The 25,163-nt window shown below is 69.7% G+C and carries 26 protein-coding genes and 1 pseudogene; 18 read left to right on the forward strand and 9 right to left on the reverse strand.

The window, feature by feature from the left end; genetic code table 11:
- A partial coding sequence (locus CEK66_RS17555) for a polyprenyl synthetase family protein (RefSeq protein WP_152237769.1) occupies positions 1–724 on the forward strand: 724 nt, incomplete at its 5' end.
- Positions 725–737: 13 nt separating this feature from the next.
- On the forward strand, positions 738–1,001 hold the full coding sequence (locus CEK66_RS17560; protein ID WP_152237770.1) for a helix-hairpin-helix domain-containing protein: 264 nt from the start codon (positions 738–740) through the stop codon (positions 999–1,001).
- 226 nt (positions 1,002–1,227) lie between these two features.
- On the opposite strand, the gene CEK66_RS17565 is transcribed toward CEK66_RS17560, so the two are convergent.
- The 5 genes from CEK66_RS17565 to CEK66_RS17585 all read right to left on the reverse strand — a co-directional run bounded on the left by CEK66_RS17565 (position 1,228) and on the right by CEK66_RS17585 (position 8,053).
- Positions 1,228–2,031: a dienelactone hydrolase family protein gene (locus CEK66_RS17565; protein WP_152237771.1), complete on the reverse strand. Its 804-nt coding sequence runs from the start codon at positions 2,029–2,031 to the stop codon at positions 1,228–1,230.
- Positions 2,032–2,238: 207 nt separating this feature from the next.
- Positions 2,239–3,675: a UDP-N-acetylmuramoyl-L-alanine--D-glutamate ligase gene (gene murD / locus CEK66_RS17570; protein WP_152237772.1), complete on the reverse strand. Its 1,437-nt coding sequence runs from the start codon at positions 3,673–3,675 to the stop codon at positions 2,239–2,241.
- Positions 3,656–5,011, reverse strand: a complete 1,356-nt coding sequence (gene murL / locus CEK66_RS17575) for a UDP-N-acetyl-alpha-D-muramoyl-L-alanyl-L-glutamate epimerase (protein WP_152237773.1) — start codon at positions 5,009–5,011, stop codon at positions 3,656–3,658. Before murL ends, murD begins: the two co-directional genes overlap by 20 nt.
- A complete protein-coding gene (locus tag CEK66_RS17580) occupies positions 5,008–5,460 on the reverse strand; it encodes a hypothetical protein (protein WP_017913934.1) in 453 nt (150 codons plus the stop codon). Before CEK66_RS17580 ends, murL begins: the two co-directional genes overlap by 4 nt.
- Positions 5,444–8,053, reverse strand: a complete 2,610-nt coding sequence (locus tag CEK66_RS17585; protein ID WP_152237774.1) for a bifunctional aspartate kinase/diaminopimelate decarboxylase — start codon at positions 8,051–8,053, stop codon at positions 5,444–5,446. Before CEK66_RS17585 ends, CEK66_RS17580 begins: the two co-directional genes overlap by 17 nt.
- An 80-nt stretch (positions 8,054–8,133) precedes the next feature.
- Here CEK66_RS17585 and CEK66_RS17590 point away from each other — a divergent pair.
- A pseudogene (locus tag CEK66_RS17590) lies at positions 8,134–8,376 on the forward strand (PhzF family phenazine biosynthesis protein); the annotation flags it as partial.
- 166 nt (positions 8,377–8,542) lie between these two features.
- Positions 8,543–9,421: a PhzF family phenazine biosynthesis protein gene (locus CEK66_RS17595; RefSeq protein ID WP_152237775.1), complete on the forward strand. Its 879-nt coding sequence runs from the start codon at positions 8,543–8,545 to the stop codon at positions 9,419–9,421.
- Between the two features lie 96 nt (positions 9,422–9,517).
- Here CEK66_RS17595 and CEK66_RS17600 read toward each other — a convergent pair whose 3' ends face one another.
- A complete protein-coding gene (locus tag CEK66_RS17600; protein ID WP_152237776.1) occupies positions 9,518–10,129 on the reverse strand; it encodes a glycine zipper 2TM domain-containing protein in 612 nt (203 codons plus the stop codon).
- Between the two features lie 231 nt (positions 10,130–10,360).
- Positions 10,361–10,792, reverse strand: coding sequence for an OsmC family protein (locus CEK66_RS17605; protein ID WP_017910837.1), 432 nt, complete (start codon positions 10,790–10,792; stop codon positions 10,361–10,363).
- Positions 10,793–11,080: 288 nt separating this feature from the next.
- On the opposite strand from CEK66_RS17605, the gene CEK66_RS17610 reads away from it, so the two are divergent.
- The 5 genes from CEK66_RS17610 (at position 11,081) to CEK66_RS17630 (ending at position 13,987) form a co-directional block, all read left to right on the forward strand.
- On the forward strand, positions 11,081–11,479 hold the full coding sequence (locus CEK66_RS17610) for an HU family DNA-binding protein (protein WP_026143706.1): 399 nt from the start codon (positions 11,081–11,083) through the stop codon (positions 11,477–11,479).
- A 144-nt stretch (positions 11,480–11,623) separates the two neighbouring features.
- Complete coding sequence (locus tag CEK66_RS17615; protein ID WP_152237777.1) at positions 11,624–12,337, forward strand: tellurite resistance TerB family protein; 714 nt, start codon at positions 11,624–11,626, stop codon at positions 12,335–12,337.
- Between the two features lie 4 nt (positions 12,338–12,341).
- Positions 12,342–12,908 carry a M23 family metallopeptidase gene (locus tag CEK66_RS17620; RefSeq protein ID WP_152237778.1) on the forward strand — a complete coding sequence of 189 codons (567 nt, stop codon included), beginning with the start codon at positions 12,342–12,344 and terminating at the stop codon, positions 12,906–12,908.
- 94 nt (positions 12,909–13,002) lie between these two features.
- Entirely contained in the window at positions 13,003–13,302 is a 300-nt protein-coding gene (locus CEK66_RS17625; protein ID WP_010342007.1) for a DUF3861 family protein, read from the forward strand.
- A gap of 88 nt (positions 13,303–13,390) precedes the next feature.
- Entirely contained in the window at positions 13,391–13,987 is a 597-nt protein-coding gene (locus CEK66_RS17630; protein WP_152237779.1) for a DUF1439 domain-containing protein, read from the forward strand.
- Between the two features lie 148 nt (positions 13,988–14,135).
- On the opposite strand, the gene CEK66_RS17635 is transcribed toward CEK66_RS17630, so the two are convergent.
- Both CEK66_RS17635 and CEK66_RS17640 read right to left on the reverse strand, forming a co-directional pair.
- Positions 14,136–14,681 (reverse strand): type 1 glutamine amidotransferase domain-containing protein, encoded by a 546-nt coding sequence (locus CEK66_RS17635; protein WP_017913834.1) that lies wholly within the window; start codon positions 14,679–14,681, stop codon positions 14,136–14,138.
- 97 nt (positions 14,682–14,778) lie between these two features.
- Positions 14,779–15,246 carry an SET domain-containing protein-lysine N-methyltransferase gene (locus tag CEK66_RS17640; protein ID WP_010342011.1) on the reverse strand — a complete coding sequence of 156 codons (468 nt, stop codon included), beginning with the start codon at positions 15,244–15,246 and terminating at the stop codon, positions 14,779–14,781.
- A 196-nt stretch (positions 15,247–15,442) separates the two neighbouring features.
- Here CEK66_RS17640 and CEK66_RS17645 point away from each other — a divergent pair, with 196 nt between their 5' ends.
- The 9 genes from CEK66_RS17645 to upp all read left to right on the forward strand — a co-directional run bounded on the left by CEK66_RS17645 (position 15,443) and on the right by upp (position 25,049).
- Positions 15,443–15,901 carry an SUF system Fe-S cluster assembly regulator gene (locus CEK66_RS17645; RefSeq protein WP_017909662.1) on the forward strand — a complete coding sequence of 153 codons (459 nt, stop codon included), beginning with the start codon at positions 15,443–15,445 and terminating at the stop codon, positions 15,899–15,901.
- A gap of 15 nt (positions 15,902–15,916) precedes the next feature.
- The gene (gene sufB / locus CEK66_RS17650; protein ID WP_152237780.1) at positions 15,917–17,359 is read left to right on the forward strand and encodes a Fe-S cluster assembly protein SufB; all 1,443 of its coding nucleotides are present in this window, start codon (positions 15,917–15,919) and stop codon (positions 17,357–17,359) included.
- 165 nt (positions 17,360–17,524) lie between these two features.
- Positions 17,525–18,292: a Fe-S cluster assembly ATPase SufC gene (gene sufC, locus CEK66_RS17655; RefSeq protein ID WP_017909660.1), complete on the forward strand. Its 768-nt coding sequence runs from the start codon at positions 17,525–17,527 to the stop codon at positions 18,290–18,292.
- Positions 18,289–19,551 (forward strand): Fe-S cluster assembly protein SufD, encoded by a 1,263-nt coding sequence (gene sufD, locus CEK66_RS17660; RefSeq protein ID WP_152237781.1) that lies wholly within the window; start codon positions 18,289–18,291, stop codon positions 19,549–19,551. The genes sufC and sufD overlap by 4 nt, the downstream gene beginning before the upstream one ends.
- A complete protein-coding gene (locus tag CEK66_RS17665) occupies positions 19,548–20,798 on the forward strand; it encodes a cysteine desulfurase (RefSeq protein WP_152237782.1) in 1,251 nt (416 codons plus the stop codon). The genes sufD and CEK66_RS17665 overlap by 4 nt, the downstream gene beginning before the upstream one ends.
- Before the next feature lie 102 nt (positions 20,799–20,900).
- On the forward strand, positions 20,901–21,437 hold the full coding sequence (locus tag CEK66_RS17670; protein ID WP_017915886.1) for a GNAT family N-acetyltransferase: 537 nt from the start codon (positions 20,901–20,903) through the stop codon (positions 21,435–21,437).
- A complete protein-coding gene (locus tag CEK66_RS17675) occupies positions 21,434–21,766 on the forward strand; it encodes a non-heme iron oxygenase ferredoxin subunit (protein WP_017915885.1) in 333 nt (110 codons plus the stop codon). Before CEK66_RS17670 ends, CEK66_RS17675 begins: the two co-directional genes overlap by 4 nt.
- Before the next feature lie 332 nt (positions 21,767–22,098).
- On the forward strand, positions 22,099–24,279 hold the full coding sequence (locus CEK66_RS17680) for a methyl-accepting chemotaxis protein (protein WP_152237783.1): 2,181 nt from the start codon (positions 22,099–22,101) through the stop codon (positions 24,277–24,279).
- 137 nt (positions 24,280–24,416) lie between these two features.
- Complete coding sequence (gene upp, locus CEK66_RS17685; RefSeq protein ID WP_048489430.1) at positions 24,417–25,049, forward strand: uracil phosphoribosyltransferase; 633 nt, start codon at positions 24,417–24,419, stop codon at positions 25,047–25,049.
- Positions 25,050–25,163 lie beyond the last annotated feature (114 nt).

Raw genomic sequence — 25,163 nt, forward strand, 5'->3', positions numbered from 1 at the left:
GCACGACGACGTGGTGGACGAGTCGGACCTGCGCCGCGGCCGCAGCACCGCCAACGCGCTGTGGGGCAACGCGCCCAGCGTGCTGGTCGGCGATTTCCTGTATTCGCGCAGTTTCCAGCTGATGGTGGAGCTGGACAGCATGGCGGTGATGCGCCTGCTGGCCGACACCACCAACCGCATCGCCGAGGGCGAGGTGCTGCAGCTGCTGCACGTGCACAACCCCGACACCGACGAAGCCGCCTACCTGCGCGTGATCGAGCGCAAGACCGCGGTGCTGTTCGCCGCCGGCACCCGGCTTGGCGCGCTGGCCTCCGGTGCCAGCGAGGCGGTGCAGGAGCGCCTGTACGACTACGGCATGCAGCTGGGCTATGCGTTCCAGATCGCCGACGACGTGCTCGACTACACCGCCGACGCCGCCGACCTGGGCAAGAACCTGGGCGACGACCTGGCCGAGGGCAAGGCCACGCTGCCGCTGATCCACGCCATGGCGCATGCCGACGACGCCACCCGCGCGCGCCTGCGCCAGATCGTCGAACAGGGCGACGCCAGCGCGATGCCCGAGGTGCTGGCCGCGATCGAAGCCAGCGGCGGCATCGACTACAGCCGCCGCCGCGCGGCCGACTACGCCGCCGCCGCCGAGCGCGCCCTGGACGGCCTGCCCGAGAACGAGGCCGTGGCCGCCCTGCGCGGCCTGGCGCGCTACGCGGTCGAGCGCAGACACTGAGCGCTGCCCGGGCATGATCGCCTTTGACGCCGCGGACCGCGCCGTACTGCTGGCGGTGAAAGGCGTCGGTCCCACCGTGGTCGCGCGCCTGGAACAATTGGGCGTGCACTCGCTGCAGGCGCTAGCCGCCTGCGATGCACGGCAACTCACCGAACAGGCCGCGGCGCTGCTCGGCTCCACCTGCTGGCGCAACAGCCCGCAAGCGCGCGCGGCCATGAGCGGCGCCATCGCCGCGGCGCAGGCGCACTTGCTCAAGCACTCCGCCAAGACACCTTAAGGGCCTACTGAGCCCATTTAGCCGCCATCGGCGCGCAGCCGCGCGCCGGAGGGGATTGGTGATTCGGGATTGGGGATTCGCAACGGCGGCTTGGTTGACGCCTGAAGCGCTACGGGCTCGCCACACCAACCGATCAGTTGGGCGGCACCGACGGTCCGCTTTTACCAATCCCCAATCCCGCCAAGCGCGCAGCGCGAGGCACCTCCCGAATCCCGGAAGCCCCTCCCTAATCCCGCCCGAAGCGCTCCTCGAAGAAATCCTCGAGCATCCGGTAGGCACGCTTGGCCGCACGCGGGTTGTACTGGCAGCCCGGCGGGCTGTTGGCGTCGGCTTCGGCGAAGCAGTGCACGGCACCGCTGAAGTTGACGAACTGCCAGTCGGCGCCAGCGCCGTTCATTTCCTGCTCGAAGGCGGCGATATCGTCGCGGCTCACGCTCTTGTCGTCGGCACCATTGAGCACCAGCACCGGTGCCTTGGCACTGCCTGCGGCCGCCGGGGCCGCCGTGGCCAGGCCGCCATGCAGGCTGACCACGCCGGCCAGCGGCGCACCGGCGCGGACCAGTTCCAGCACCGTGGTGCCGCCGAAGCAGAAGCCGACCGCGCCGATCCGGGCGGGATCCAGCGGCGCCTTGCCAGCCTGCGCCTTCAGCGCCGCCACCGCCGCCAACGCCCGCGCGCGCAGCGTGGCCGCATCCTTCTTCAGCGCGCCGGCGAACTGCCCGGCCTCGGTATCGTTGGCCGGCCGCTTGCCCTTGCCGTAGACGTCGGCCACCAGCACCACGTAGTCGTCGTCGGCCAGGCGCTTGGCCTTCTCCACCGCGGAGTCGTTGACGCCGCGCCAGTTCGGCACCATCACCAGGCCGGGGCGCGTGTCGTGGTCGGCATCGTCGTAGACCAGCACGCCGCTGAAGGTGTCCTTTCTGACCTGCCACTCCACCGGCTTGGCCTGCATCGCCGCCCAGGCCGGCAGCGGCAGCGCCAAGGCCAGCCCGAGCAGACCGGTCCACCGCAGCATCGATCGTATGCGCATCGCCCTTCTCGCGTGGGAACCAGGCGGCAGTCTAGAACGTGCCATGCACGTCGAGGTGAGGGCGACGGCGGCCGGCGATGGCGATGGGACAAGGCGCACAGCGCCGTCGCATTGCGGCCCGGCGAATGCTTCCGGGCATGCTCTTTCCGCCGCCCCCATGACGGACAGCGACATCAGCGACCGCGTGCGCCGACGCCGCGCCGAGGCTCAGGCGATGCCCAGGCCCGGAATGGCGCTGATCGCATCCGGGTCGAACCCGGCCAGCGCGGCGAAATGGCGGCCGCGCGCCACGTAGTCGCGGTAGGCGCCGAAGCTGGGCGCGCCGGGCGACAGCAGCACCACGCCGCCCTGCTCGCCCAGCGCCGCGCGCGCCAGCGCCACCGCTTCCGCCAGGTCGGCCGCGGCATGCAGGCCGAAGCCGGCGGCGGCGGCCAGCGGCGCCAGCAGCGCGTGGATGCGCGGGCCGTTGGCGCCCAGGGTAACGATCTCCAGCGGTGCGCCACCATCGCGCATGTGGTCGGCGAAGTCCTGCCAGTCCAGGCCACGGTCGTGGCCGCCCACCAGCAGCGCGATGCGCCGCCCGCGGAAACACTCCAGCGCCGCGAGACTGGCATGCGGGGTGGTGCTGATCGAGTCGTTCACATAGGTCACGCCGTCGCGCGCGCCCAGGGTCTGCAGCCGGTTCGGCAGCGGCCGGAAACGATCGGCCGCCAGCGCCAACGCCGCCGCATCCAGGCCCAGCGCCTCCACCGCGGCCAGCACCGCGCACAGGTTGCCGCGGTTGTGCCGGCCCGGCAGCGGCGCCTGCGCGCTGTCGTACACCGCGCTGTCGCCGCGGTAGACCACCTCGCCGCGCATGTGCCAGCCGTCCTCGCGGTTGAACCAGCGCACCTCGCTATCGGGCAGCTGCAGGGCGGCCAGTTGCGGATCGGCGGCATTGAGCAGGGCGATGCGCGGCCGCGCATGGGTGACCAGCTCGAGCTTGTCGGCGATGTAGCGCGCCTGGCTGCCGTGCCAGTCCAGATGCTCGGGAAACAGGTTCAGCACCAGCGCCAGCTGCGGCCGTGCGCCGCTGCGGGCCACGTCGCCGGTCTGGTAACTGGACAGTTCGATCGCCCAATACTGCGGCGGCGGCATCGGCGCCAGCACTTCCAGCAGCGGCACGCCGATATTGCCGACCAGGCCAGTGCGATGGCCGCCGGCGCGCAGCAGGTGCGCCAGCAGCGCGGTGGTGGTGCTCTTGCCCTTGGTGCCGGTGACGCAGACGCTGCCGGGCACCACCCCGTCGACACCGGCGTGTTCGGCGAACCACAGCGCGGTGCCGCCGATGAAGCGCGTGCCGCGCGCCGCGGCAGCCTGCGCCTCGGGCCGGTAAGGACTGATCCCGGGCGACTTGATCACCACATCGAACGCGGCCAGGCGTTCGGCGCTGGCCTCGGTCTCGACATGCAACGCAGGATCGTGCAGCGCGGCGATCTCCGCGGCCTCCTCAGCCGAACAGAACACCGTCAGCGGCAGCGCACGTCGCGCTTCCCCGTTCCCGATTCCCGCTTCCCAGCCACGCACGGCCGCATACGCCGCACGGCCCTCGCGACCCCAACCCCACAGCGCGACGCGCTGCGACTCAAGCTGCGAAATTCGCACGCACGCGTTCCCACAGGTCGGCCGGGATGCGGTGCTGCGCGTCCAGTTCCAGCAGCGGCTCCACGCGCAGGTCGGCGGGGTCGAGCTGCGGCTGGATCTCGCGGATGAAACGCGCCACCAGCGCGTCCTCCTTCCATTCCGCGCGCGCCGCCAGCGCCGCCATCGCCGCGCGCGACTCGCGGCCTTCGCCGACGCACTCGAACGGCTTGTGGTCCTGGAACTCCAGCAACGCGTCGAAGCCGCCGGCCTGGCCGGCGTCGTCGAGCAGGTTGCGGCCGAAGATGCGCACCAGCCGCGTCTTGGGCATGAACGGCGCCAGCGCCAGGAACACGAAATGGCACTTCGGGCAGACCCCGCACCAGCGGTGCGCCGGGCGCTCGCCGAGGATGTGGAAATTGCGGTTGCAGCTTGAGAAATGCGCGTCGTAATGGTCGGTCTTGGCGAACTGTCGCGCCACCGCCAGTTCCGACAGCGGCCGCAGCAGCGAGTAATAGCGCAGGTCCGCGGCCACGTAGCGCTGCACCTGCTCACCGAACGCCTGCTCGAAGGCCCAGCCCTTGGACCATTGGTGGTTGACCTCGCCGGTGCCGGCGATCTGGCTGCCGTAGCTGGCCGAGTGCTCGTTGGAGAACACCACCTGGCCGGCGTCGCGCAGCACCGCGGCGAACACCAGGATCGCCGAGTTCACCGCCGTCACCGGGATATGCCCGTTCCACGCGCCCTGACGGTTCAGCTCGAACAGTTCCGGCGCCAGCGTGCGGCCGATGTTCAAGGTCGGCAGCCCGGTGCGCTCGGCGCAGGCGCGGATCAACTGCGAGCCGCCGATCCAGGTCACCGTCTGCGCCACGCCGGCCGCGCGCAACGCCTCGATGCTGACCAGCGAATCCTTGCCGCCGCCGATCGCCACCAGCGCCTGGTCGCGCAGCCCCAGCGCCGTGGCGTCGGCCGCCTCGGCGTCCGCGGCCGGGAAGCGGATGCGCCCGCGCAGGTCCAGGCCGTTGCGATAGGCGAACTCGCCCAGGCCATGCAGGTACACGCTGTCCAGCAGCGCGGCGGTCTCCGCATCGATGGCGTAGTCGTCGATGACGATGCGCGGCGGCACCGCCGCCTTGTAGTAGCTGACGCCGGCGATCAGGTGCAGCAGGCGCAGGGCGCGCTGTGCCGCCTGCGCACGCGCCGGGTCGAGCGTGAACGGCGCGCCGGGCACGGTGATGGTCTCCACCAGCTCCGGGCCGTCGTCGAACGCATAGACCAGGCGCGCCACGCCGCTGTCGGCGTCGAAGCCGCAGCGCACGAAGCGGAAGGTGGCGATCTGCTGTTTGTCGAAAGCGGTCATGGACGTCCTGCAAGCACACGGGTGTGCCGCAAGTAGCGGCGGCACAGAAGAAATTCGAGCATCGAAAACGGCAAGGCTGCCCACAGCAGCGGCAGGCAGCCGAATACGAACGCCATCAGCAGCAGTTGCCAGTGCTGTCCGGCCGGCACCGACGCGGCGGAGGCCAGCACGGCCACCAGCACATACAGCGCCAGCGCCGGCAGGTAGGCCAACGCGGCCAGGAGCGAGGTGCGCAGGGCCAGCGCGCCGGTGCTCGCCGCGGGCCCGCGGCGCTGCCAGCGCACCGCCAGCCATGCGCCGATGGCAGCGGCGGCCAACGCCGGCAACGCCCACTTCAGGCTGTCGGTCCACGGCAGCGACGTACCCGACTGATCCACCGCGGTGGCAGCCACCATCGCAAGCGCGCCGGCCGCGGCGCTGCCCGCGACGAATTCAGTCTGCGTGCCCATCGATCGCCTCCTCGCGGGGCAATTCGCGCTGGTTGTAGGTGCTGGCCATGCTGTAGCCGTAGGCGCCGGTATCGGCGATCAGCATCACGTCGTCCGGCGCGGTGCCCGCCGGCAGGCGCCGGCGCTTGCCGAACACGTCGCTGGATTCGCAGATCGGCCCGACCACGTCGAACACGGTTTCGGCCGGCTGTTCCAGGCGGCTCAGGTTCGCCACGTCGTGCCAGGCGTCGTACAGCGCCGGGCGGATCAGCGTGTTCATGCCGGCATCCAGACCGACCCGACGGATGCCGTCCTTCTCGATCACCTGGGTGGCGCGGGCCAGCAGCACGCCGCACTCGGCGACCAGGTAGCGGCCCGGTTCGATCGCCAGGCGGAACGCCGGATGCACGGCCTTGGCCTCGGCCAGGCCCTGGGCGAAGGTCTCCAGGTCGAACGGTTCGTCGTCGGCGCTGTACGGGATCGGCAGGCCGCCGCCGATGTCGATGACCTCGACGCTGCCGATGCGCCGGGCGAAGCCGGCCAGTTCGTCGCACATGCGCCGCCAGTGCTGTGCGGTCTCCACGCCGCTGCCCAGGTGCGCGTGCAGGCCGACGATGCGGATGTCCAGCGCGCGCGCGGCCTCGACGAACTCGTCGACGCGGGTCGCCGACAGGCCGAACTTGGAGGCCTTGCCGCCAGTGTTGACCTTCTCGTGGTGGCCGTCGCCATGGCCCAGGTCGATGCGCAGCCACAGGCTGCGGCCGCGGAACAGCTCCGGCCAGCGCTGCAGCGCCTCGACGTTGTCCACGGTCACGGTCACGCCCAGCGCGAACGCGGCTTCGTACTCGGCGCGGGGCGCGAAGCTGGGGGTGAACAGCACGCGGCGCGGCGACAGCTCCGGCACGATCTCGAACACCCGGCGCAGCTCGCCGTGCGAAACGCACTCCAGGCCAAAACCCTCCTCGACCAGGGTCTGCAGGATCGCCGGATGCGCGTTGGCCTTGATCGCGTAGTAGCGCTGGTCCACCGCAGCGATCGCCTTGAGCGCGCGCGCGCGTTCGCGCAGGGTCGGCAGGTGGTAGATGTAGCGCGGCGTGCCGGCCTCGGCCAGGCGCAGCAGATGCGCGCGCTCGCCCTGCCACCACGGCACCGGCCGCGGCCGCACCGTGCCGGCGATCTCGCGCCAGCGCGGGCCGAACACCTCGGTCTCTTCCACCGGCATCGCGCCGCTGTCGATCAGTTCGGCGTGCAGGATCGGCAGCAACCCGTCGGCGTCGGTCTCGTCGATGACGAAGGTCAGGTTCAGGTCGTTGGACGACTGCGAGATCATGTGCACGCGCTCCTTGCCGAACGTGGCCCACACGTCCGAGAGCTTGTGCAGCAGCGAGCGCATGCCGCGCCCGACCAGGGTGATCGCCGCGCACGGCACGATGATCTTGACCCGGCAGATCTCCGCCAGGTCGGCCGACAGCGCGGCCAGCACGTCGGTATTGACCAAATTCTCGCTCGGGTCCAGCGACACGGTGACGTTGGTCTCGGCCGAGCCGATCAGGTCCACCGACAGCCCGTGCTTCTTGAACAGCGCGAACACGTCGGCCAGGAAGCCGACCTGCTGCCACATGCCGATGCCTTCCATCGACACCAGCACGATGCCGTTGCGGCGGCTGATCGCCTTGACCCCGGGCACGGTGCGGGCGTTGCCGTCGATGCTGGTGCCGGGCAGCTCCGGGCGCTCGGTGTCCAGGATCGCCATCGGCACGCCGCCGTCGCGGCACGGCTTGATCGAGCGCGGGTGCAGCACCTTGGCGCCGGTGGTGGCGATTTCCTGCGCTTCGTAATAGTCCAGGCGGGTCAGCAGGCGCGCATCCGGCACTTCGCGCGGATTGGCGCTGAACATGCCGGGCACGTCGGTCCAGATCTCGACCCGGCTGGCGCCGAGCAGCGCGCCGAAATACGCCGCCGAAGTATCCGAGCCGCCGCGGCCGAGGATGGCGGTGCCGCCGTCCTCGTGCCGGGCGATGAAGCCCTGGGTGATCAGCATGCGCGTGGGCTGGGCGACGAAGCGCGCCCGCCACTGCGGATCGGACTGCCACTGGCACGACACCGACAGGCGCCGCGACCAGGCGCTCTGGTTCGGCTGCGGCGGCAGCGCGTCCAGCCACTGCCGCGCATCCATCCAGCCCATGTCCAGGCCGTTGGCGCGCAGGTAGGCCGCGCCGAGGGTGGAGGACAGCAGTTCGCCCTGCCCCAGCACCTCGGCCTGCCAGTCCAGCGTGCGCTCGGCCGCGCGCGGATCGTCGAGCAGGCCGCGTAGCGCCGCCAGGCGTTCGCCCAGCACCGCCTCGGGATCCAGCTCCAGTTCGGCCAGGAACTCGCGGTGGCGCTGCTCCAGCGCGGCCACGCGCTGCGCGCTGTCGGCGCTGCCGTCGGCGATCGCGGTCAGTTCGTTGGTGACCCCGGACAAGGCCGACACCACCACCAGCACCCGCGCACCGGTCTCCTCCGCGCGTTTTTTCGCCAGCCGTCCAATCGTGTCCCAGCGATGACGACGCGACACCGAAGTGCCGCCGAACTTGAGGACGATCCAGCGATCGACAGGAGAGGAAGCTGACATGGAGTGGGGGTGTCTGGAATGTGGGGAAAACGCCTGCATGCGCGGGCGGAACCCCCGATTCTACTGCCAACCGAGCGCCGATGAGCGAGCGCCGCTACCTGCACCTGGACGTCTTTTCCACCAGCCCGGCGCCAGGGCGTGGTGCTCGATGCCGCCGACCAGGACGCACCGCGCCTGCAGCGCCTTGCGGCGTGGCCGAACCTCCCGGAGACGGTGTGCTTCCCGCCGCCAGAGGCGGGCGCGGACCACCGTATTCGCATCTTCACCCCCAGGGCGAACTGCGATTCGCAGGCCACCCCAGCGTCGGCGCCGCCTGGGCGGCGGGCGCGACGTCGCCAGCCAGGGACGCGAACTCGGGCGCGATAGCCGCGTCGAACTCCTGGTCGATGGCGAAGACGTGTGGAGCGGCGGTCTGGTGCAAGCGGTGATCGCTGGCAAGATCGCTTGGTAAGCTCCGGCCTCCCCCACCGCAGTCCGGAGTTCCCCCTCATGGCCGCACGCCGCTTCTTCCAGGTCGATGTCTTCTCCGCCCGCGCCGGCAACGGCAATCCGTTGGCCGTCGTGCTCGATGCCGATGGATTGGACGCCGCCACGATGCAGGCCATCGCGCGCTGGACGCGCCTGCCGGAAACCACCTTCGTGTTCGCGCCGACGCGGCCGGATGCCAGCTACGGCCTGCGCATGTTCAGCCCGCAGAAGGAAGTCCCGTTCGCCGGCCATCCCAGCGTCGGCACCGCGCACGTCGCGCTGGAAGCGGGCATCGCCAGCCCGCGCGACGGCGTGCTGACCCAGGACGGCATCGCCGGCCTGCTGCCGCTGCGGGTCGACGTGGATGCCGGAGTGCGCAGCATCGCCATCCGCACCCCGCGCGCGCAGGTGGCCGAGATCGCCGATGCCGCGGATCCACGCCTGCAGGCGGCGCTGCGCGGCTGGACGCTGGGCGCGCTGCCGCCGGTGCGCATGGACGGCGGCCGCTGCTGGTGGCTGGTCGAAGTGGCCGACGAAGCCGCGCTGCGCGCGCTGGCGCCGGACTGGGATGCGATCGCCGCCTTGGCCGAAAGCACCGCCAGCATGGGCGTGTTCGCCTACGCGCGCGCCAGCGGCCAGGCCTATGCAGTGGCCGTGCGCGCCTTCGTCGGCAACGGCCGGCGCTTCGAGGATGCGGCCTCCGGCGCAGCCAATGCGGTGCTGGCGGCATGGCTGGATCACAGCAAGGCCCTGCCCGGCCAGGGTGGCCGCTACGTCGCCAGCCAGGGCCGCGAGGTCGGCCACGATGCGCTGCTGACGCTGTGCGTCGACGAGGCCGGCGAGGTGTGGTCCGGCGGACAGGTGCAGACGGTGATCGAAGGCCACATCGACTGGCCCTGATCGCCGGCCGCCGCCCCGCACCGCGGGCGCGAACGCACGCGCAAAAACAAAGGGCGCCTCGCAAGGAGGCGCCCTTTGTTTTAGTCGGGCAATACGTCAGTCGGGCAGGACGTCGACGCGGACGCGGATGCGATCGCCCGGAGGCGAGGCGGTGCGGGTGTGGTAGTAGCGGCCGCCGTATTCGTAGGTCACGTCGTAGCCGTCGACGCGGTCGTAGCGTTCGGTCCGATACGACACCGGGTCGCATTCGCGGACCACGCCGCCACCGTAGCCGCCGCCGTAGCCGTAGCCGCGGGTATTGGAGTCGTAGATCGAGCGGCCTGCCAGGCTGCCGAGCATGGTGCCGACGGCGGTGCCGACGAAGCGGCCATTGCCGCCGCCGACGCGGCTGCCCAGCACGGCGCCGGCGATGCCGCCGACCACCGACGAGGCGGTGCGGCCGCCATCGGTACCGCGGTAACCGTAGTCGCTGGCGTAGCTGCCCGAAGCCGGGCGGTCGTAGCAGCGCTCGGTGGTCTCGCGCGGGCCGTTGACCTGCACCATGATCGGATCGGCGCGCACCACGCGCGCATATTCGTAGGTGCCGGACGCGTAGCCACGGTCGCGGTAGTCGTCGTAGCGGGTGTAACCGTAATCCTGCGCGGCGGCGGAGCCGATGACGCCGACAGCGAGCGCAGCGGTCAACAGACGGGTCGAGAGCTTGTTCATGGCGATGGTTCCAAGCGCGTGGATCGCGCGACTGCATGCTCGATCCGATGCGGTGAAACCAGACTGAATAGGGACGGCTGTGGCGCGCACATTTAGTGGCGCGACAGCTAGCGATCGATCACGCCACGCGGGACGGTGCAGAGGCGCAACGCGTCTGGCCTGCCATCGGTAGCGCCGCAGGTGCGCCGCGCGCGCGCGGCCCGGCATGCCGCCGGGCCGCGCCGGGATTCCTCAGCCCAGTTCCGCTTCCAGGCTGATCGGCACCGCGCTCAGCGCCTTGGACACCGGGCAATTCTGCTTGGCGTCGTCGGCCACTTCGCGGAAGCGCGCGGCGTCGATGTTGGGCACCACGGCCTTGACCTTCAACCGGATCTGCGAGAGCTGGGGGCCGCCTTCCATCGACAGGTCGACATCGGCGCGGGTGTCCAGCGCGGTCGGCGGGAAGCCGGCTTCGGTCAGCTTGGCCGACAGCGCCATGGTGAAGCAGCCGGCGTGCGCGGCGGCGATCAGTTCTTCCGGATTGGTGCCCTTCTCGTCGCCGAAGCGGCTGTTGAACGCATAGCGGGTGTTTTCCAGCAGGCCGCTCTGCGGCGTGTTCAACCGGCCCTGGCCGGTCTTGAGATCGCCTTCCCAATGCGCGGTGGCGTGACGCGAAATGCCCATGCGAGGCTCCTGTCGGTGAGTGGAGCGCGGACCATAGGGGAGGCGGCGTTACGGGCTTGTGCTTCCGCGCGAAGGCGGCGGCGGCGGCGCGAGGCAGCGAAAATGCCCTGGCGCATCGCCGCGGATGTGCCGGCATCGACGCCGTCCTCGGCAAAAAAGGCGTCGGTCGCGGCGAATATTCGCGTTTTTTGCTTCCGGCCTATTGGCGCGGCGTAGCACATGCCCTACATTTCGCCATGCCGACGGGGTCGGCGCGACCCAAACCACCAAATACGGAATCAGGACATCATGGCAAAGACCGCAAAAAAGGCTGCCCCGAAGAAGGCAGTGAAGAAGGTAGCGACCAAGGCTGCCGCCAAGCCGGCCGCTCCCAAGCCGATCAAGGACGTGCTGAGCAAGTCCGCGCTCGTCGCCCACATCGCCGAAACCAGCGGCGTGATCGCCAAGGACGTGCGCGCTGTGATGGCCTCGCTGGAGCACGCCGTGGCCGGTTCGGTCAGCAAGAAGGGCGCTGGCTCGTTCACCCTGCCGGGCCTGCTGAAGATCACCGCCGTCAGCGTGCCGGCCAAGCCGAAGCGCAAGGGCATCAACCCGTTCACCAAGGAAGAGCAGTGGTTCGCCGCCAAGCCGGCCACCACCAAGCTCAAGGTGCGCCCGCTGAAGAAGCTCAAGGACGCCGCGCTCTGAGCAGCGTCGCCTGATCCAGGCAAGCACACCGACGAGACGGCCCCGGCCGTCTCGTTTTTTTTTGTGTCTGCTGCGCATTTGGGTTGACGGCCCGCTAAGGCGACGGCCGCTATACCGGTGATTCCCTTCGACAGGATCACCTGCATGAAACTACAGGGCTTTCTCGACCAACTGCTGCAATCGGCGCAGGGCGCCGCCGGCCAGGCCATGGCCAAGACCGGCACCGGTGCTCCTGCCGCACCGGCGCACGCCGGCGCAGGCGGCCTGGGCGGCCTGGGCGGCCTGCTCAACGCCGACTTCGGCAAGGGAGCCCTCAGCGGCGGCGCACTCGGCCTGCTGCTCGGCAAACACCGCACCACCCGCAAGCTGGCGACCTACGGCGGCCTTGCCGCGTTGGGGCTGATGGCCTATCGCGCCTACGGCGACTACCGCCGTCAGCAACTCGGCGCCGCCGCGCCCGAACCGCAGACCCTGGACCGGCTGCCGCCACTGGAAGTCGAGCAGCACAGCCAGGCGGTGCTGCGCGCGCTGGTCGGCGCGGCCAAGGCCGACGGCCATCTGGACGAGCACGAGCGCCGTCTGATCGAAGGCGAGTTCGCCCGCCTCCACGGCAACGATGCCGACGTGCAGCAGTGGCTGCATGCGGAACTGGAAAAGCCGCTGGATCCGGCCGAGGTGGCGCGCGCGTCGACCAGTCCCGAGATGGCCGCGGAAATGTACCTGGCCAGCCTGCTCGCCGCCGACGAACAGGGCTTCATGGAGCGCAGCTACCTGGACGAACTGGCGCGGCAGCTCGGCATCGACGACGCCCTGAAGCAGCGCCTGCAGCAACAGGCGGCCGCCCTGCACGCGGACTGAGCAGATGGCCGCGACGCCCACGCTTTCGCCAGCGCAGCGCCTGCGCCGCGACGTGCTGCGTGCGGCGTTGCTGGCTGCGCTGGCGCTCGCCGCCGCCTGGGCCTGGCGGCATCCGTGGGCGCAGCGCCTGCGCGTCGGCTGGGAGTTGGCGCGCGCGCCGGCGCCGACGGCCCTGCACATGCCGGTCGAAGGCGTGGATCCCCGTCGCATCGCGGCCACCTTTGGCGCGCCGCGTGGGCGCGACCGCCAGCACGCCGGCGTGGACATCTTCGCCAGACGCGGCACGCCGGTGGTGTCGGCGACGCGCGGCATCGTCGTGGCCATCGCCGACCGCGGCCTCGGCGGCCGCCAGGTCTGGGTGCTGGGCCCGGCCCGGCAGCGGCACTACTACGCGCACCTGCAAACGTGGGCACCGGGGCTGCAGGTGGGCGACCTGGTGCAGCCCGGCGACCCGCTGGGCGCGGTGGGCGACAGCGGCAACGCGCGCGGCACGCCGCCGCACCTGCACTATGGCGTCTACGCCGAGGGCGGCGCCTACGATCCGCTGCCGCTGCTGCGCGCGGCACGCTGAACGGACGCACTGGAACAGAGCGTCGCGAGCGACAGGCTCGTGGTGCCGCTCGCGCGCGCCTATCTTGGAGGCACACCCCGCGTGCGCCACTGCCATGACCGCCTCCCAACGCTACCGCGTCACCGTCACCCCGATCCAGGACGACGGCCTGCCCTGCCAGGGCCGCTGCACCATCGAACTGGAGGCGCGCTGTCGGCAGGACTGGATGCGCCTGCTCGAGGCGGCACAGCGCCAGCCCGGACTGCGCGGCGACGAGCGCGCCGCACTGATCGTCGGTACGCAGTTGCTGCGCGGCCTCGGCGAGCGCAGCGAGGGAGAGGCGCGTGAACTGCTGGCGCCGCTGCAGCCGGCGCTGGACGCGCTGCTGGCACGGCTGGCGCTGCCGGCCGCCTGAGCGATGACCCCGCGCCGCCGGTTCCGCTAATCGCGCATTCACCGGCCACCGTTATGGTGAATTCCTCTCGTTCGCCCAGGGCTTCCCGATGATCTTCCGCAAGTTCACCCTGCGCGCGGCGGCGCTGCTGGCGCTCGCCGTCGCCACCCAGGCCCAGGCCGAGCCGACCATCCAGGGCCATCAGGTCAGCGTCGGCGCCGCCGACGTGCAGCATTACCTGGACAGCAGCTTCCCGCAGACGCACAAGGCGTTGGGCGGGCTGCTCAAGATGACCGTCCGCGACCCGAAGCTGAGCCTGCCGCCGGGTGATCGCCTGAAGATGCAGTTCGACCTGAGCATGGCCACCGGCGGCGGCGCGCCGACGCCACTGGGCCAGGTCCTGCTGACCAGCGCGCTGCGTTACGACCAGCAGAGCCAGAGCTTCCACCTGCAGTCCCCGACCATCGATGATTTCCGCCCGGCTGCCAATGGCGGCAAGCTCGACGCCAATACGCGTGAGCTGCTCAATGCCTGGCTGGAGGACTACGCGCGCAAGGAGCCGATCTACAAGCTCGATCCGCGCCTGACCGCGATGCTGGGCGATGTGCAGATCCAGTCGGCCGGCGTGGAGAACGGTGCGCTGGTGGTGCGCTTCAACCAGGACATCGGCAAGCTGGTGCCGGCAGGCATGCTTCCCGCGCAGTAACCCACGCGACGTCCGGGGTGCGGCGGCAGCCGCCGGCGGCAGCCGCCACCAGCAGCGCATACAGCAACGGCGGCCTCGGCCGCCGTTGCTGTTCCCAGGTGCTCCCGCATCCGCCACCATCGCGGCGGCGCAGGCGAATCGCCAGGCCTCAGCCCAGCGCCTTGGCCACCGCCTGCGCGAACGCCGGGATGTCGTCCGGCTTGCGGCTGGTGATCAGGTTGCCGTCCACCACCACCTCCTGGTCCGCCCAGCGTCCACCGGCATTGGACAGGTCGGTCTTCAGCGACGGCCACGAGGTCACCTGGCGGTCGCGCACCAGCCCGCTCTCGGCCAGCAGCCACGGGCCGTGGCAGATCGCCGCCACCGGCTTGCCGGCGCTGGCGAAGGACTGGATGAAGGCGATCGCCGTCGGCTCGGTGCGCAGGCTGTCCGGGTTGATGACGCCGCCCGGCAACACCAGCGCGTCGTAGTCGCCGGCCTGGGCCTGCTGCAGGCGCTTGTCCACCGGCACGCTGTCGCCCCAGTCCTTCTTGTTCCAGCCGCGGATGCTGCTGGCGTCGCCCGGCGCGATCACGTCGACCTGGGCGCCCCAGGATTCGAGCAGGCGCTTGGGTTCCTGCAGTTCCGACTGTTCGAAACCGTCGGTGGCCAGGACAGCCACCTGCTTGCCGGCAAGGGAAGGCATTGCGCTCATGGGACACTCCTCGAGTAGGGGAGCCCCACCGTAGAAACGCGCCGGTGGCAGTGCCGTGAACCGCGCGTCGGCGCGGCGTGCACGGCTGGACGCGACCTCAGCGCTTGGGCTGCAGCATGGTGCCGGTGCAGTTCTTGGCGCCGCAGCGGCATTCCCAGATCTTCTTCAGCCGCGGCGTGTGCCGCTCGGCCAGGGTGATGCCGTAGTTGTAGGTGAGTTCTTCGCCGGGCTTGATGTCGCGCAACGCCTCGATGACCACCTTGTCCTTGCGGCGGTCATCGCCCTCGGCCTCGACGATCACCGCTTCGCAGTTCGGCGCACAGCTGTGGTTGATCCAGCGCGCATCGTTGCCCTCGTAGTTGGCGTCGATCACGTAGTCGTCGCTGAGAGTGAACAGGAAGGTGTGCCCGGTCTCGACGTCGCCGGCCTCGTCGCGGTCGACTTCGGCGTGGCTGCGGCGGCGGCCCTTGTACTCGATGACCCGCTCGCCTTTCTTGAGCGGCAGCACGGCGAACACGCCGTTGCCATGGATGCGGGACTTGCGGGCGGCGATCTTGCGGGGCATGCGGCGATCCGGACAGGAAAGCCTAGATTCTGGCGCACATCGCCCGCGATCCCAAGCCCGCGCCTCGCGGTCCGGGGACCGCGGCCGCCGCGATCCCCGAATCGCCGCGATCGAAAGAAAAGATGAATGGCCCGGTTGGACGCTGCGGCGCAAAAGAGTACAATTTCGGTCCGCATTGAAAAACCACCGCGTCGCCATGCTCCGCGTCACCAAGCTCACCGATTACGCCACCGTCGTGCTGACCGTGCTCGCCGCGCGTCCGAACGAAGTGCTGAGCGCGACCGAACTGGCCGAACAGGCCGGGCTGGAGCCGCCCACGGTCAGCAAGCTGCTCAAGCCGCTGGCCCAGGCCGGCCTGGTCGAGGGCCTGCGCGGCGTGCGCGGCGGCTACCGGCTGGCGCGTCCGGCCGACGCCATCACCCTGATCCAGATCGTCGAGGCGATGGAAGGCCCGCTGGCGATCACCGAATGCAGCCACCACGGCAGCCAGTGCAGCATCGCCCAGACCTGTGGCGTGCGTTCCAACTGGCGGTTGATCAACGACGTGGTCGCCGACGCGCTGCGCGGCGTGACCCTGGCGCAGATGCTCCACCCCCTTCCCCCCTCCGGCGATCCGAAACGGCGTTCCATTGCCGTGCGGTTCGCGACCACCTGACCTGTAGGCAGCCCCATGGCCACCGAAAACGCTGAAATCCTGGAACGGCTGGGACGTCGCTACGACGCCGGCTTCGTCACCGACATCGAATCCGATTCGTTCCTGCCCGGCCTGAACGAGGACGTCGTGCGCGCCCTGTCCGTGAAGAAGGACGAGCCGGAATGGATGACCGACTGGCGCCTGGCCGCCTACCGGCACTGGCTGAAGATGCCGATGCCGCACTGGGCCAAGCTGGACATCTCGCCGATCGACTTCCAGGCGCTGAGCTACTACTCCGCGCCCAAGGGCCCGAAGTACGCCTCGCTGGACGAGGTGCCGAAGGAGCTGCTGGACACCTACGACAAGCTGGGCGTGCCGCTGCACGAGCGCGCCAAGCTGGCCGGCGTGGCGGTGGACGCGGTGTTCGACTCCGTTTCGGTCGGCACCACCTTCCGCAAGGAACTGGCCGAGAAGGGCGTGATCTTCTGCTCGATGTCCGAAGCGATCAAGGAACACCCGGAGCTGGTCAGGCAGTACCTGGGCAGCGTGGTGCCGGTCGGCGACAACTTCTTCGCCGCGCTCAACTCGGCGGTGTTCTCCGACGGCAGCTTCGTGTTCATCCCCAAGGGCGTGCGCTGCCCGATGGAGCTGAGCACCTATTTCCGCATCAACGCCGGCCACACCGGCCAGTTCGAGCGCACCCTGATCGTGTGCGAGGACAAGGCCTACGTGTCCTACCTGGAAGGCTGCACCGCGCCGATGCGCGACGAGAACCAGCTGCACGCGGCGGTGGTCGAGCTGGTGGCGCTGGAAGACGCGGAGATCAAGTACTCCACCGTGCAGAACTGGTACCCGGGCGACGAGGAAGGCCGCGGCGGCATCTACAACTTCGTGACCAAGCGCGGCGAGTGCCGCGGCGCGCGCAGCAAGATCACCTGGACCCAGGTCGAGACCGGCTCGGCGATCACCTGGAAGTACCCGTCCTGCGTGCTGCTGGGCGACGACTCGGTGGGCGAGTTCCACTCGGTGGCGCTGACCCATCACCGTCAGCAGGCCGACACCGGCACCAAGATGATCCACGTCGGCAAGCGCACCAAGAGCAAGATCGTCAGCAAGGGCATCAGCGCCGGCCGCGGGCAGAACACCTACCGCGGGCTGGTCAAGGTGGAGCGTAGCGCCGAGGGCGCGCGCAACTACACCCAGTGTGACTCGCTGTTGATCGGCAAGCAGTGCGGCGCGCATACCTTCCCGTACATCGAGGTCAAGCATCCGACCGCGACCGTCGAGCACGAGGCCACCACCTCCAAGATCAGCGACGACCAACTGTTTTACTGTCGTGCCCGCGGCATCGACCAGGAGAACGCGGTGTCGATGATCGTCGACGGCTTCTGCAAGCAGGTGTTCCGCGAACTGCCGATGGAGTTTGCGGTGGAAGCCAAGAAGCTGCTGGAAGTCTCGCTCGAAGGCTCGGTCGGCTGACGCCTTTCCTTCTCCCTCTGGGAGAAGGTGGCGCGAAGCGCCGGATGAGGGTACGTGCGCAGCCTCGCACACCCAAACCCGCGAGATGCTTCGCACCGCTCCCTCACCCCAACCCCTCTCCCGGTGGGAGAGGGGCTACATCAAAGAATTCTGACGGACCATCCCATGCTCACCATAGAAAACCTCCACGCCTCCGTCGCCGGCAAGGACATCCTCAAGGGCCTGTCGCTGCAGGTGAAGCCCGGCGAAGTGCACGCCATCATGGGGCCCAACGGCGCCGGCAAGTCCACCCTGGGCAACGTGCTGGCCGGCCGCGACGGCTATGAAGTCACCAACGGCAGCGTGCGCTTCGACGATGCCGACCTGCTCGAACTGGAACCGGAGGAGCGCGCCGCTGCCGGCCTGTTCCTGGCCTTCCAGTACCCGGTGGAAATCCCCGGCGTGAACAACACCTACTTCCTGCGTGCCGCGCTCAACGCGCAGCGCAAGGCGCGTGGCGAGGCCGAGCTGGATTCGATGCAGTTCCTCAAGCTGGTCCGGCAGAAGCTGGCGGTGCTGCACCTGAAGGACGAACTGCTGCACCGCGGCGTCAACGAGGGCTTCTCCGGCGGCGAGAAGAAGCGCAACGAGATCTTCCAGCTAGCGGTGCTGGAACCGAAGCTGGCGATCCTCGACGAGACCGACAGCGGCCTGGACATCGACGCGCTCAAGACCGTGGCCGAAGGCGTCAACGCGCTGCGCTCGCCGGAGCGCGCGTTCGTGGTGATCACCCACTACCAGCGTCTGCTCGACTACATCAAGCCGGACGTGGTGCATGTGCTGGCCGACGGCCGCATCGTGCAGACCGGCGGCCCCGAGCTGGCGCTGGAGCTGGAAGCGCACGGCTATGCCTGGCTGAAGGAGCGCGTGGCGCCCGAGGCGGCAGTGCAATGAGCGCCCTGCTCGACTCGCTGGCCGCCGCGTTCCACGGCGATGCCGCACGCCGCGCGCCGCTGGAGCAGGCGCTGCGCGATGGCCTGCCCGGCACGCGCAGCGAAGCCTGGAAATACACCTCGCTGCGCGCACTGGAACGGCGCAGCTTCGCGCCTGCACCGCAGAACGCGCCGGCGGTGGACGCGGCCTTGCTCGACGGTATCCCGGCGCCGCGCCTGGTGTTCGTCAACGGCCGCGCCAGCGATGCGCTGTCGGATCTGAGCGGCCTGCCGGCCGGGGTGGAGCTGCAGCGGCTGTCGACCATCCTGCGCAGCGGCGACGCTGCCATGCGCTTCCTCGGCCGCCGCTTCGAACGCAGCGACGAGGTGTTCGCCCAGCTCAACGCCGCCCTCGCCGACGAAGGCTGCGTGCTGCGGGTGGACGCCGGCGTGCGCGTGGAGCAGCCGCTGCACCTGGTCTTCGTCTCCACCGCCGCCGAGGCGGACCTGGCCTGGCACCACCGCCACCTGATCGAACTGCGCCAGGACGCGACGCTGGCACTGGTCGAGCATCATCTGCATGGCAGCGATGCCGCGCACCTGAGCAACAGCCTGGCGCACGTGCACCTGGCCGCCGGTGCGCAGCTGAGCCACGCCCGCGTGCAGGACGAGGCGGCCGGCGTCACCGCGCTGCTGCGTACCGATGCGGTGCTGGCGCGCGACGCGCAGTACCGGCGTGTGGACCTCGAACTGGGCGGCGCGCTGGCCCGGCACGAACTCAACGTGCGCCTGGAGGGCGACAACGCCAAGCTCGTCGCCAACGGCGTGCTGCTCGGCAACGGCCGGCGCCAGCTCGACACCCGCCTGGGCATCGAGCACATCGCCCGCGACACCGCCTGCGAGCTGCTGTGGCGCGGTGTCGCCACCGGGCGCAGCCGCGTGGCCTTCCATGGCGGCATCCGCATTCGCCACGGCGCCGACGGCACCGACGCGGCGCTGTCGAACAAGAACCTGCTGCTGTCCGCCGACGCCGAAATCGACACCCAGCCGGTGCTGGTGATCGATGCCGACGAGGTCAAGGCCGCGCACGGCGCCACCGTCGGCCAGCTCGATGCCAATGCGCTGTTCTACCTGCGCTCGCGCGGGCTGCCGCAGGAACGCGCGCAGCAACTGCTGACCGCCGCGTTCTGCCGCGAACCGCTGCGCGCATTGGAGCCGGCGCTGAGCGAAGGCCTGCTGGCGCGGCTGGAGCGGGCGCTGAGCGACGCGGGCGTGGCATGAACGGGCCCGCCGTGCACAGCGCCACGCCGCAGGCGCCGGACTGGGATGCGGTCCGCCGCGACTTCCCGCTACTGATGCGGGAAGTGCACGGCAAGCCGCTGGTGTACTTCGACAACGCCAACACCGGGCAGAAGCCGCTGCAGGTGATCGCGGCGACCGACGCGTTCTATCGCCGCCACAACGCCAACGTCAGCCGCGCGGTGCACGCGCTCGGCAGCGAGGCCACCGAGGCCTACGAAGGCGCACGGACCCGGCTGGCGCGCTTCCTCAACGTGCGCGCCGACGAACTGGTGCTGTGCAGCGGCGCCACCTTCGCGCTGAACCTGGTGGCGTACTCGTGGGCACTGCCGCGGCTGCGCGCCGGCGACACCATCCTGGTGTCGCGCATGGAACACCACGCCAACATCGTGCCCTGGCAACTGGTCGCGCAGCGCACCGGCGCCACGGTCAAGGTCGCCGAGATCACCGCCGACGGCGCGCTGGACCTGGACGCACTGCGCGCGGCGATGACCGCCGACGTCAAGCTGCTGGCCCTTGCGCACGTCTCCAACGTGCTGGGCACGGTCAACCCGGTTCGCGAGATCTGCCGCGAGGCGCGCAAGCGCGGCATCGTCAGCGTCATCGACGGCTCGCAGGCCGCGCCGCACCGGCCGCTGGACGTGGCCGCGATCGGCTGCGACTTCTACGCCATCACCGGCCACAAGATGTGCGGCCCGACCGGCACCGGCGCTTTGTGGGCGCGGCGCGAGCACCTGCAGGCGATGCCGCCGTTCCTGGGCGGCGGCGAGATGATCAAGGAAGTCAGCTTCGACGGCACCGTGTTCAACGACCCGCCGCACAAGTTCGAGGCCGGCACCCCCAACATCGCCGGTTTCGTCGGCCTCGGCGCGGCGGTGGACTATCTGCAGGGGATCGGACTGCAGCACGTGGAAGCGCGCGAGAGCGAACTGCTCGCGCACCTCACCGAGGAACTGCAGCGGATCGACGGCCTGCGCCTGTTCGGCACCGCGCCGGGCAAGGCCGCGGTGGTCTCGTTCCTGATCGAGGGCGCGCACGCCCACGACCTGGCCACCCTGCTCGACCTGGAAGGCGTGGCGGTGCGCTCCGGCCAGCACTGCGCACACCCCCTGCTGCAGTTCTACGGCGTCGCCGCCACCTGCCGCGCCTCGCTGGCGTTCTACAACACGCACGCCGAGATCGAGCGTTTCGTGGCGGCGCTGCGGAAGGTGCGGGCACTGTTGGGTTGAGCGTGGATTGGGCATTCGGGATTGGGGATTCGTAAAAGCGCCGCCTTCGCCAATCCCCAATCCCCACTCCCGAATCCCGGCCGCCAGGCTTAAAATCGGCCCATGCACACCCTCACCTTCCGCACCGCCACCGTCGACGATCTCGACGCCATCGCCGCCCTGGTCACCTCGGCCTATCGGGGCGACAGCAGCCGCGTCGGCTGGACCACCGAAGCCGACCTGCTCGACGGCAACCGCATCGACCGCGAGGTGCTGCGCGCCGACATCCTGCGTCCGCGCAGCCTGGTGTTGCTGGCCGAGCGCGATGGCGAATTGATCGCCTGCGCGCACGTCGCCGACGAGGACGGCGCCGGCTATTTCGGCATGTTCTCGGTGCAGCCGCAGGCGCAGGGCGGCGGCCTGGGCAAGACCGTGCTGGCCGAGGCCGAGCGCATCGCCTGGCAGGAGTGGCGGTTGCCGCTGATGCGGATGACGGTGATCGACCTGCGCGAGGAACTCATCGCCTTCTACGAGCGCCGCGGCTATCGTCGCACCGGCATCAAGAAGCCGTTTCCGTACGGTGACGCGCGCTTCGGCCTGCCAAAGCGCGAAGACCTGCGTTTCGAGGTGCTGGAAAAGCCGCTGGGCGGTGCCGCATGAGCGAGACCTGGACCTTCGTCTGCGCCGACGGCGAACTGCTGCCGGGCGAAATGAAGACGGTGTGGGACGAGGTGACCGACACGCCGATCGTGGTGTTCAACTTCGACGGCCAGTTCTATGCGCTGGAAGACCGCTGCAGCCACGAGGACTACGAGCTGTCCCCCGGCACCTTCGACCCTGCTGCCGGCAGCATCGAGTGCGTGCTGCACGGCGCCCGCTTCGACGTGCGCGACGGTCGCGCCCTGTGCGCGCCGGCCTACGGCCCGGTGCCGAAGTTTCCGGTGAAGTCCGAACACGGCGGGCTGTGGACCCGCGACGACCGCGGTTGAGGCCACGCGTTTTCGTCGCGAACCGGCGCTGACCGCGTCCTTCGCCATCTCTGCAGCGCCGCTCACGGCGATCGCCACATCAAGCTCCCTTACCTGCAGCAAGCGCAACGCTTGCTGGCACGTTGTGCGTGCGCGCCGGCAAGGCGGCAACCGGGATGGAAAGGCCATCTCGATCGATCCGATTCAAGATCCCGATCCCTCGGCCGCTAAGGGGAGACGATGTAGACGAATATGCAACTTCGTCACGATTACGTGAAATATCAATTGCATTTCGTATCGGTTATTTACGCGACCACCCCTGGTACTCCCATCCCCCTTGCTAGGACCAGAGCATGACCGCTCTTCTGCACCGCTTTAACGTCTCTAGACGCCTCTCCATCGCGTTCGGCCTGCTCATCCTGCTGTCCTGCGGGCTGGTGGTCGGCGGCCTGGTCACCCTGTCGCAGGCGCGCAGCCAGTTGGACACCGTCGCCCGCCGCACCGTGTCCAGCATCGTCTATAGCAACGAAATGCTCGATGCCAGCTCGGACATCGGCATCCAGTTGCGCAACATCGTGCTGCCGACCACGCAGGAAGAGAACATCGCCTTCGCCAAGATCATGGTGACGGAACTGCGCCGTTATCGCGAATACTGCACCAAGCTGTTCGCCATCCCCGCCACCAGCGCGCGCGATCGCGCCTTGCGCGAGCAGATGAACCGGACCTACGCGCAGGCGAGCGAGGTCAACCAGCAAGTGCTGGAACTGGGCCTGACCTACAAGTCCGACGACGCGATGAAGGTGCTGCTGCAGCAGGCCGCGCCGGCGACTCAACGTTGGCGCGAGGCGATTAGCGCCTACGCCAGCTGGCAACGCAACAACGGTGAACAGGCCTACGCCGATGCGACCGCGGTGATGGCGCGCGGCCGCTTCCTGCTGATCGCCGGCGGCCTGGCCGTGGTGTTGGTCAGCAGCCTGCTGGCCTGGCTGATCACCCGCAGCCTGACCGTGCCGCTGGCCCGCGCCACCCGCGCCGCCGAAGCCATCGCCGAGGGCCGCCTGGACAACGACGTGGCCACCGACGCGCGCGACGAGCCCGGCCGCCTTTTGGTCGCGATGGGCCGCATGCAGACCCAGTTGCAGCGCTTCTCCCGCGAAACCGCCTTGATGATTGAGCTGCATGCCGACAAGGACATCAGCCACCGCATGCCGCAGGACTTCCCCGGCGTGTACGGCGAACTGAGCAAGGGCATCAACACCATGATGTTCGAGCACCTGGACGCCATCGTCGAGGCGGTCGAGATCCTCAACGAATACGCCAACGGCGATCTGCGCCGCGATGCGCGCCGGCTGCCCGGCAGCCGTGCGGTGCTGCACGAGTCGATGGATGCGGCCAAGGCCAGCCTGCTGGCGATCAATACCGAGATCAAGCGCCTGGCCGCCGCAGCGGCGGCCGGCGACTTCAGCGCCCGCGGCGATGCCGCGCGCTTCCAGCACGACTTCCGCCTGATGGTGCAGGACCTCAACGCGATGATGGAGGTCAGCGACGTCAATCTGGGCAAGCTGTCGGCGTTGCTGCAGTCCATCGCCGCCGGCGACCTCACCACCCGCATGCATGGCGACTTCCACGGCGTGTTCGCCCGGATGCGCGAGGACGCCAACGCCACCACCGACCAGTTGACCGGCATCGTCGCGCGCATCCAGACCGCGGCCAGCAGCATCAGCGCGGCCGCCGGCGAGATCGCCAGCGGTAACGACGACCTGTCGCGCCGCACCGAGCAGCAGGCGGCCAGCCTGGAGGAAACCGCGGCCTCGATGGAAGAGTTGACCTCGACCGTGCGCCAGAACGCCGAACACGCCCGCCAGGCCAACCAGTTGGCGGTCGGTGCGGCCTCGGTGGCCTCGCAGGGCGGCGACGTGGTCGGTCAGGTCGTGCAGACCATGAGCGGCATCGAGGCGTCCTCCAAGAAGATCGGCGACATCATCTCGGTGATCGACGGCATCGCCTTCCAGACCAACATCCTGGCGCTCAACGCCGCGGTGGAAGCGGCGCGCGCCGGCGAGCAGGGCCGCGGCTTCGCAGTGGTCGCCAGCGAAGTGCGCACGCTGGCGCAACGCTCGGCCAACGCCGCCAAGGAGATCAAGGACCTCATCGATGACTCGGTCACCCGCGTCGCCGAGGGCTCGGCCCTGGTCGACCAGGCCGGCAAGACCATGCACGAGATCGTGTCGTCGGTGCAGCGCGTCACCGACATCATGGGCGAGATTTCCGCGGCCTCGCAGGAGCAGTCGGCCGGCATCGAGCAGGTCAACCAGACCGTCACGCAGATGGACGAGGCCACCCAGCAGAACGCAGCACTGGTGGAGGAAGCCACGGCCGCCGCGCGCGCGATGGAAGAGCAGGCAGGCCAGCTGACCCAGGCGGTGGCGCTGTTCAAGATCGAGGCGGGCGGCAACGCGTCGCCGGGCATGGCGCGCACCGTGACCGTGCAGCGCGCCCGAGCGCACGCCGAGGCGCTCGAACCCGCGGCCTGAGTGGTGTCTCGGCATGGCCTGCGGCGCGCACGATCGGCGCGCCGCAGGCCATCTTCGCGGCATGCGCTGGCGCCCACACCTGGCGGCGCCGGAGCCGGCTGCGGCACACTGTGCGCCTCCCCCTTGCGAGCGCGCCCATGAAGATCGTCGAAGTCCGCCACCCGCTGGTACAGCACAAGATCGGCCTGTTGCGCGACGCGGCGCTGAGCACCAAGGGCTTCCGCGAACTGGTCACCGAGCTGGGCACCCTGCTCGGCTACGAGGCCACCGCCGACCTGGAGACCGAGACCCACACCATGGACGGCTGGGCCGGCCCGACCCAGGTGCAGCGCATCGCCGGCGCCAAGATCACCCTGGTGCCGATCCTGCGTGCCGGGCTGGGCATGCTGCCCGGCGTGCTGGCGCTGATTCCCGCCGCGCGAGTCAGCGTGGTCGGCCTGCAGCGCGACGAGGAGACGCTGCAGCCGGTGCCCTATTTCGAACGTCTCACCGGACGACTGGAGGAGCGCGACGCGCTGATCCTGGATCCGATGCTGGCCACCGGCGGCACCCTCATCGCCACCGTGGACATGCTCAAGCGCGCCGGTGCGCGGCGGATCAAGGGCATCTTCCTGGTCGCCGCGCCGGAAGGCCTGCAGGCCCTGGAAGCGGCGCACCCGGACGTGGAGGTGTACACCGCCGCCATCGACGACCATCTCAACGAGAAGGGCTACATCCTGCCAGGCCTGGGCGACGCCGGCGACCGCATCTTCGGCACCCGTCTGGGCTAGGGCGTGTCATCAATCCCCGAGCATGCCGCGCCGCGGTTGCGCATGCCTGTGGCAAGGAAGAACGAGGAAGTGGATGTGCGTCCACGCCCGAGCGATAACGCGGCCATGGGCGCG

Origin of the sequence: Xanthomonas sp. LMG 12460 (genome assembly GCF_009192895.1) — a bacterium.
Lineage (GTDB): Bacteria > Pseudomonadota > Gammaproteobacteria > Xanthomonadales > Xanthomonadaceae > Xanthomonas_A > Xanthomonas_A sontii.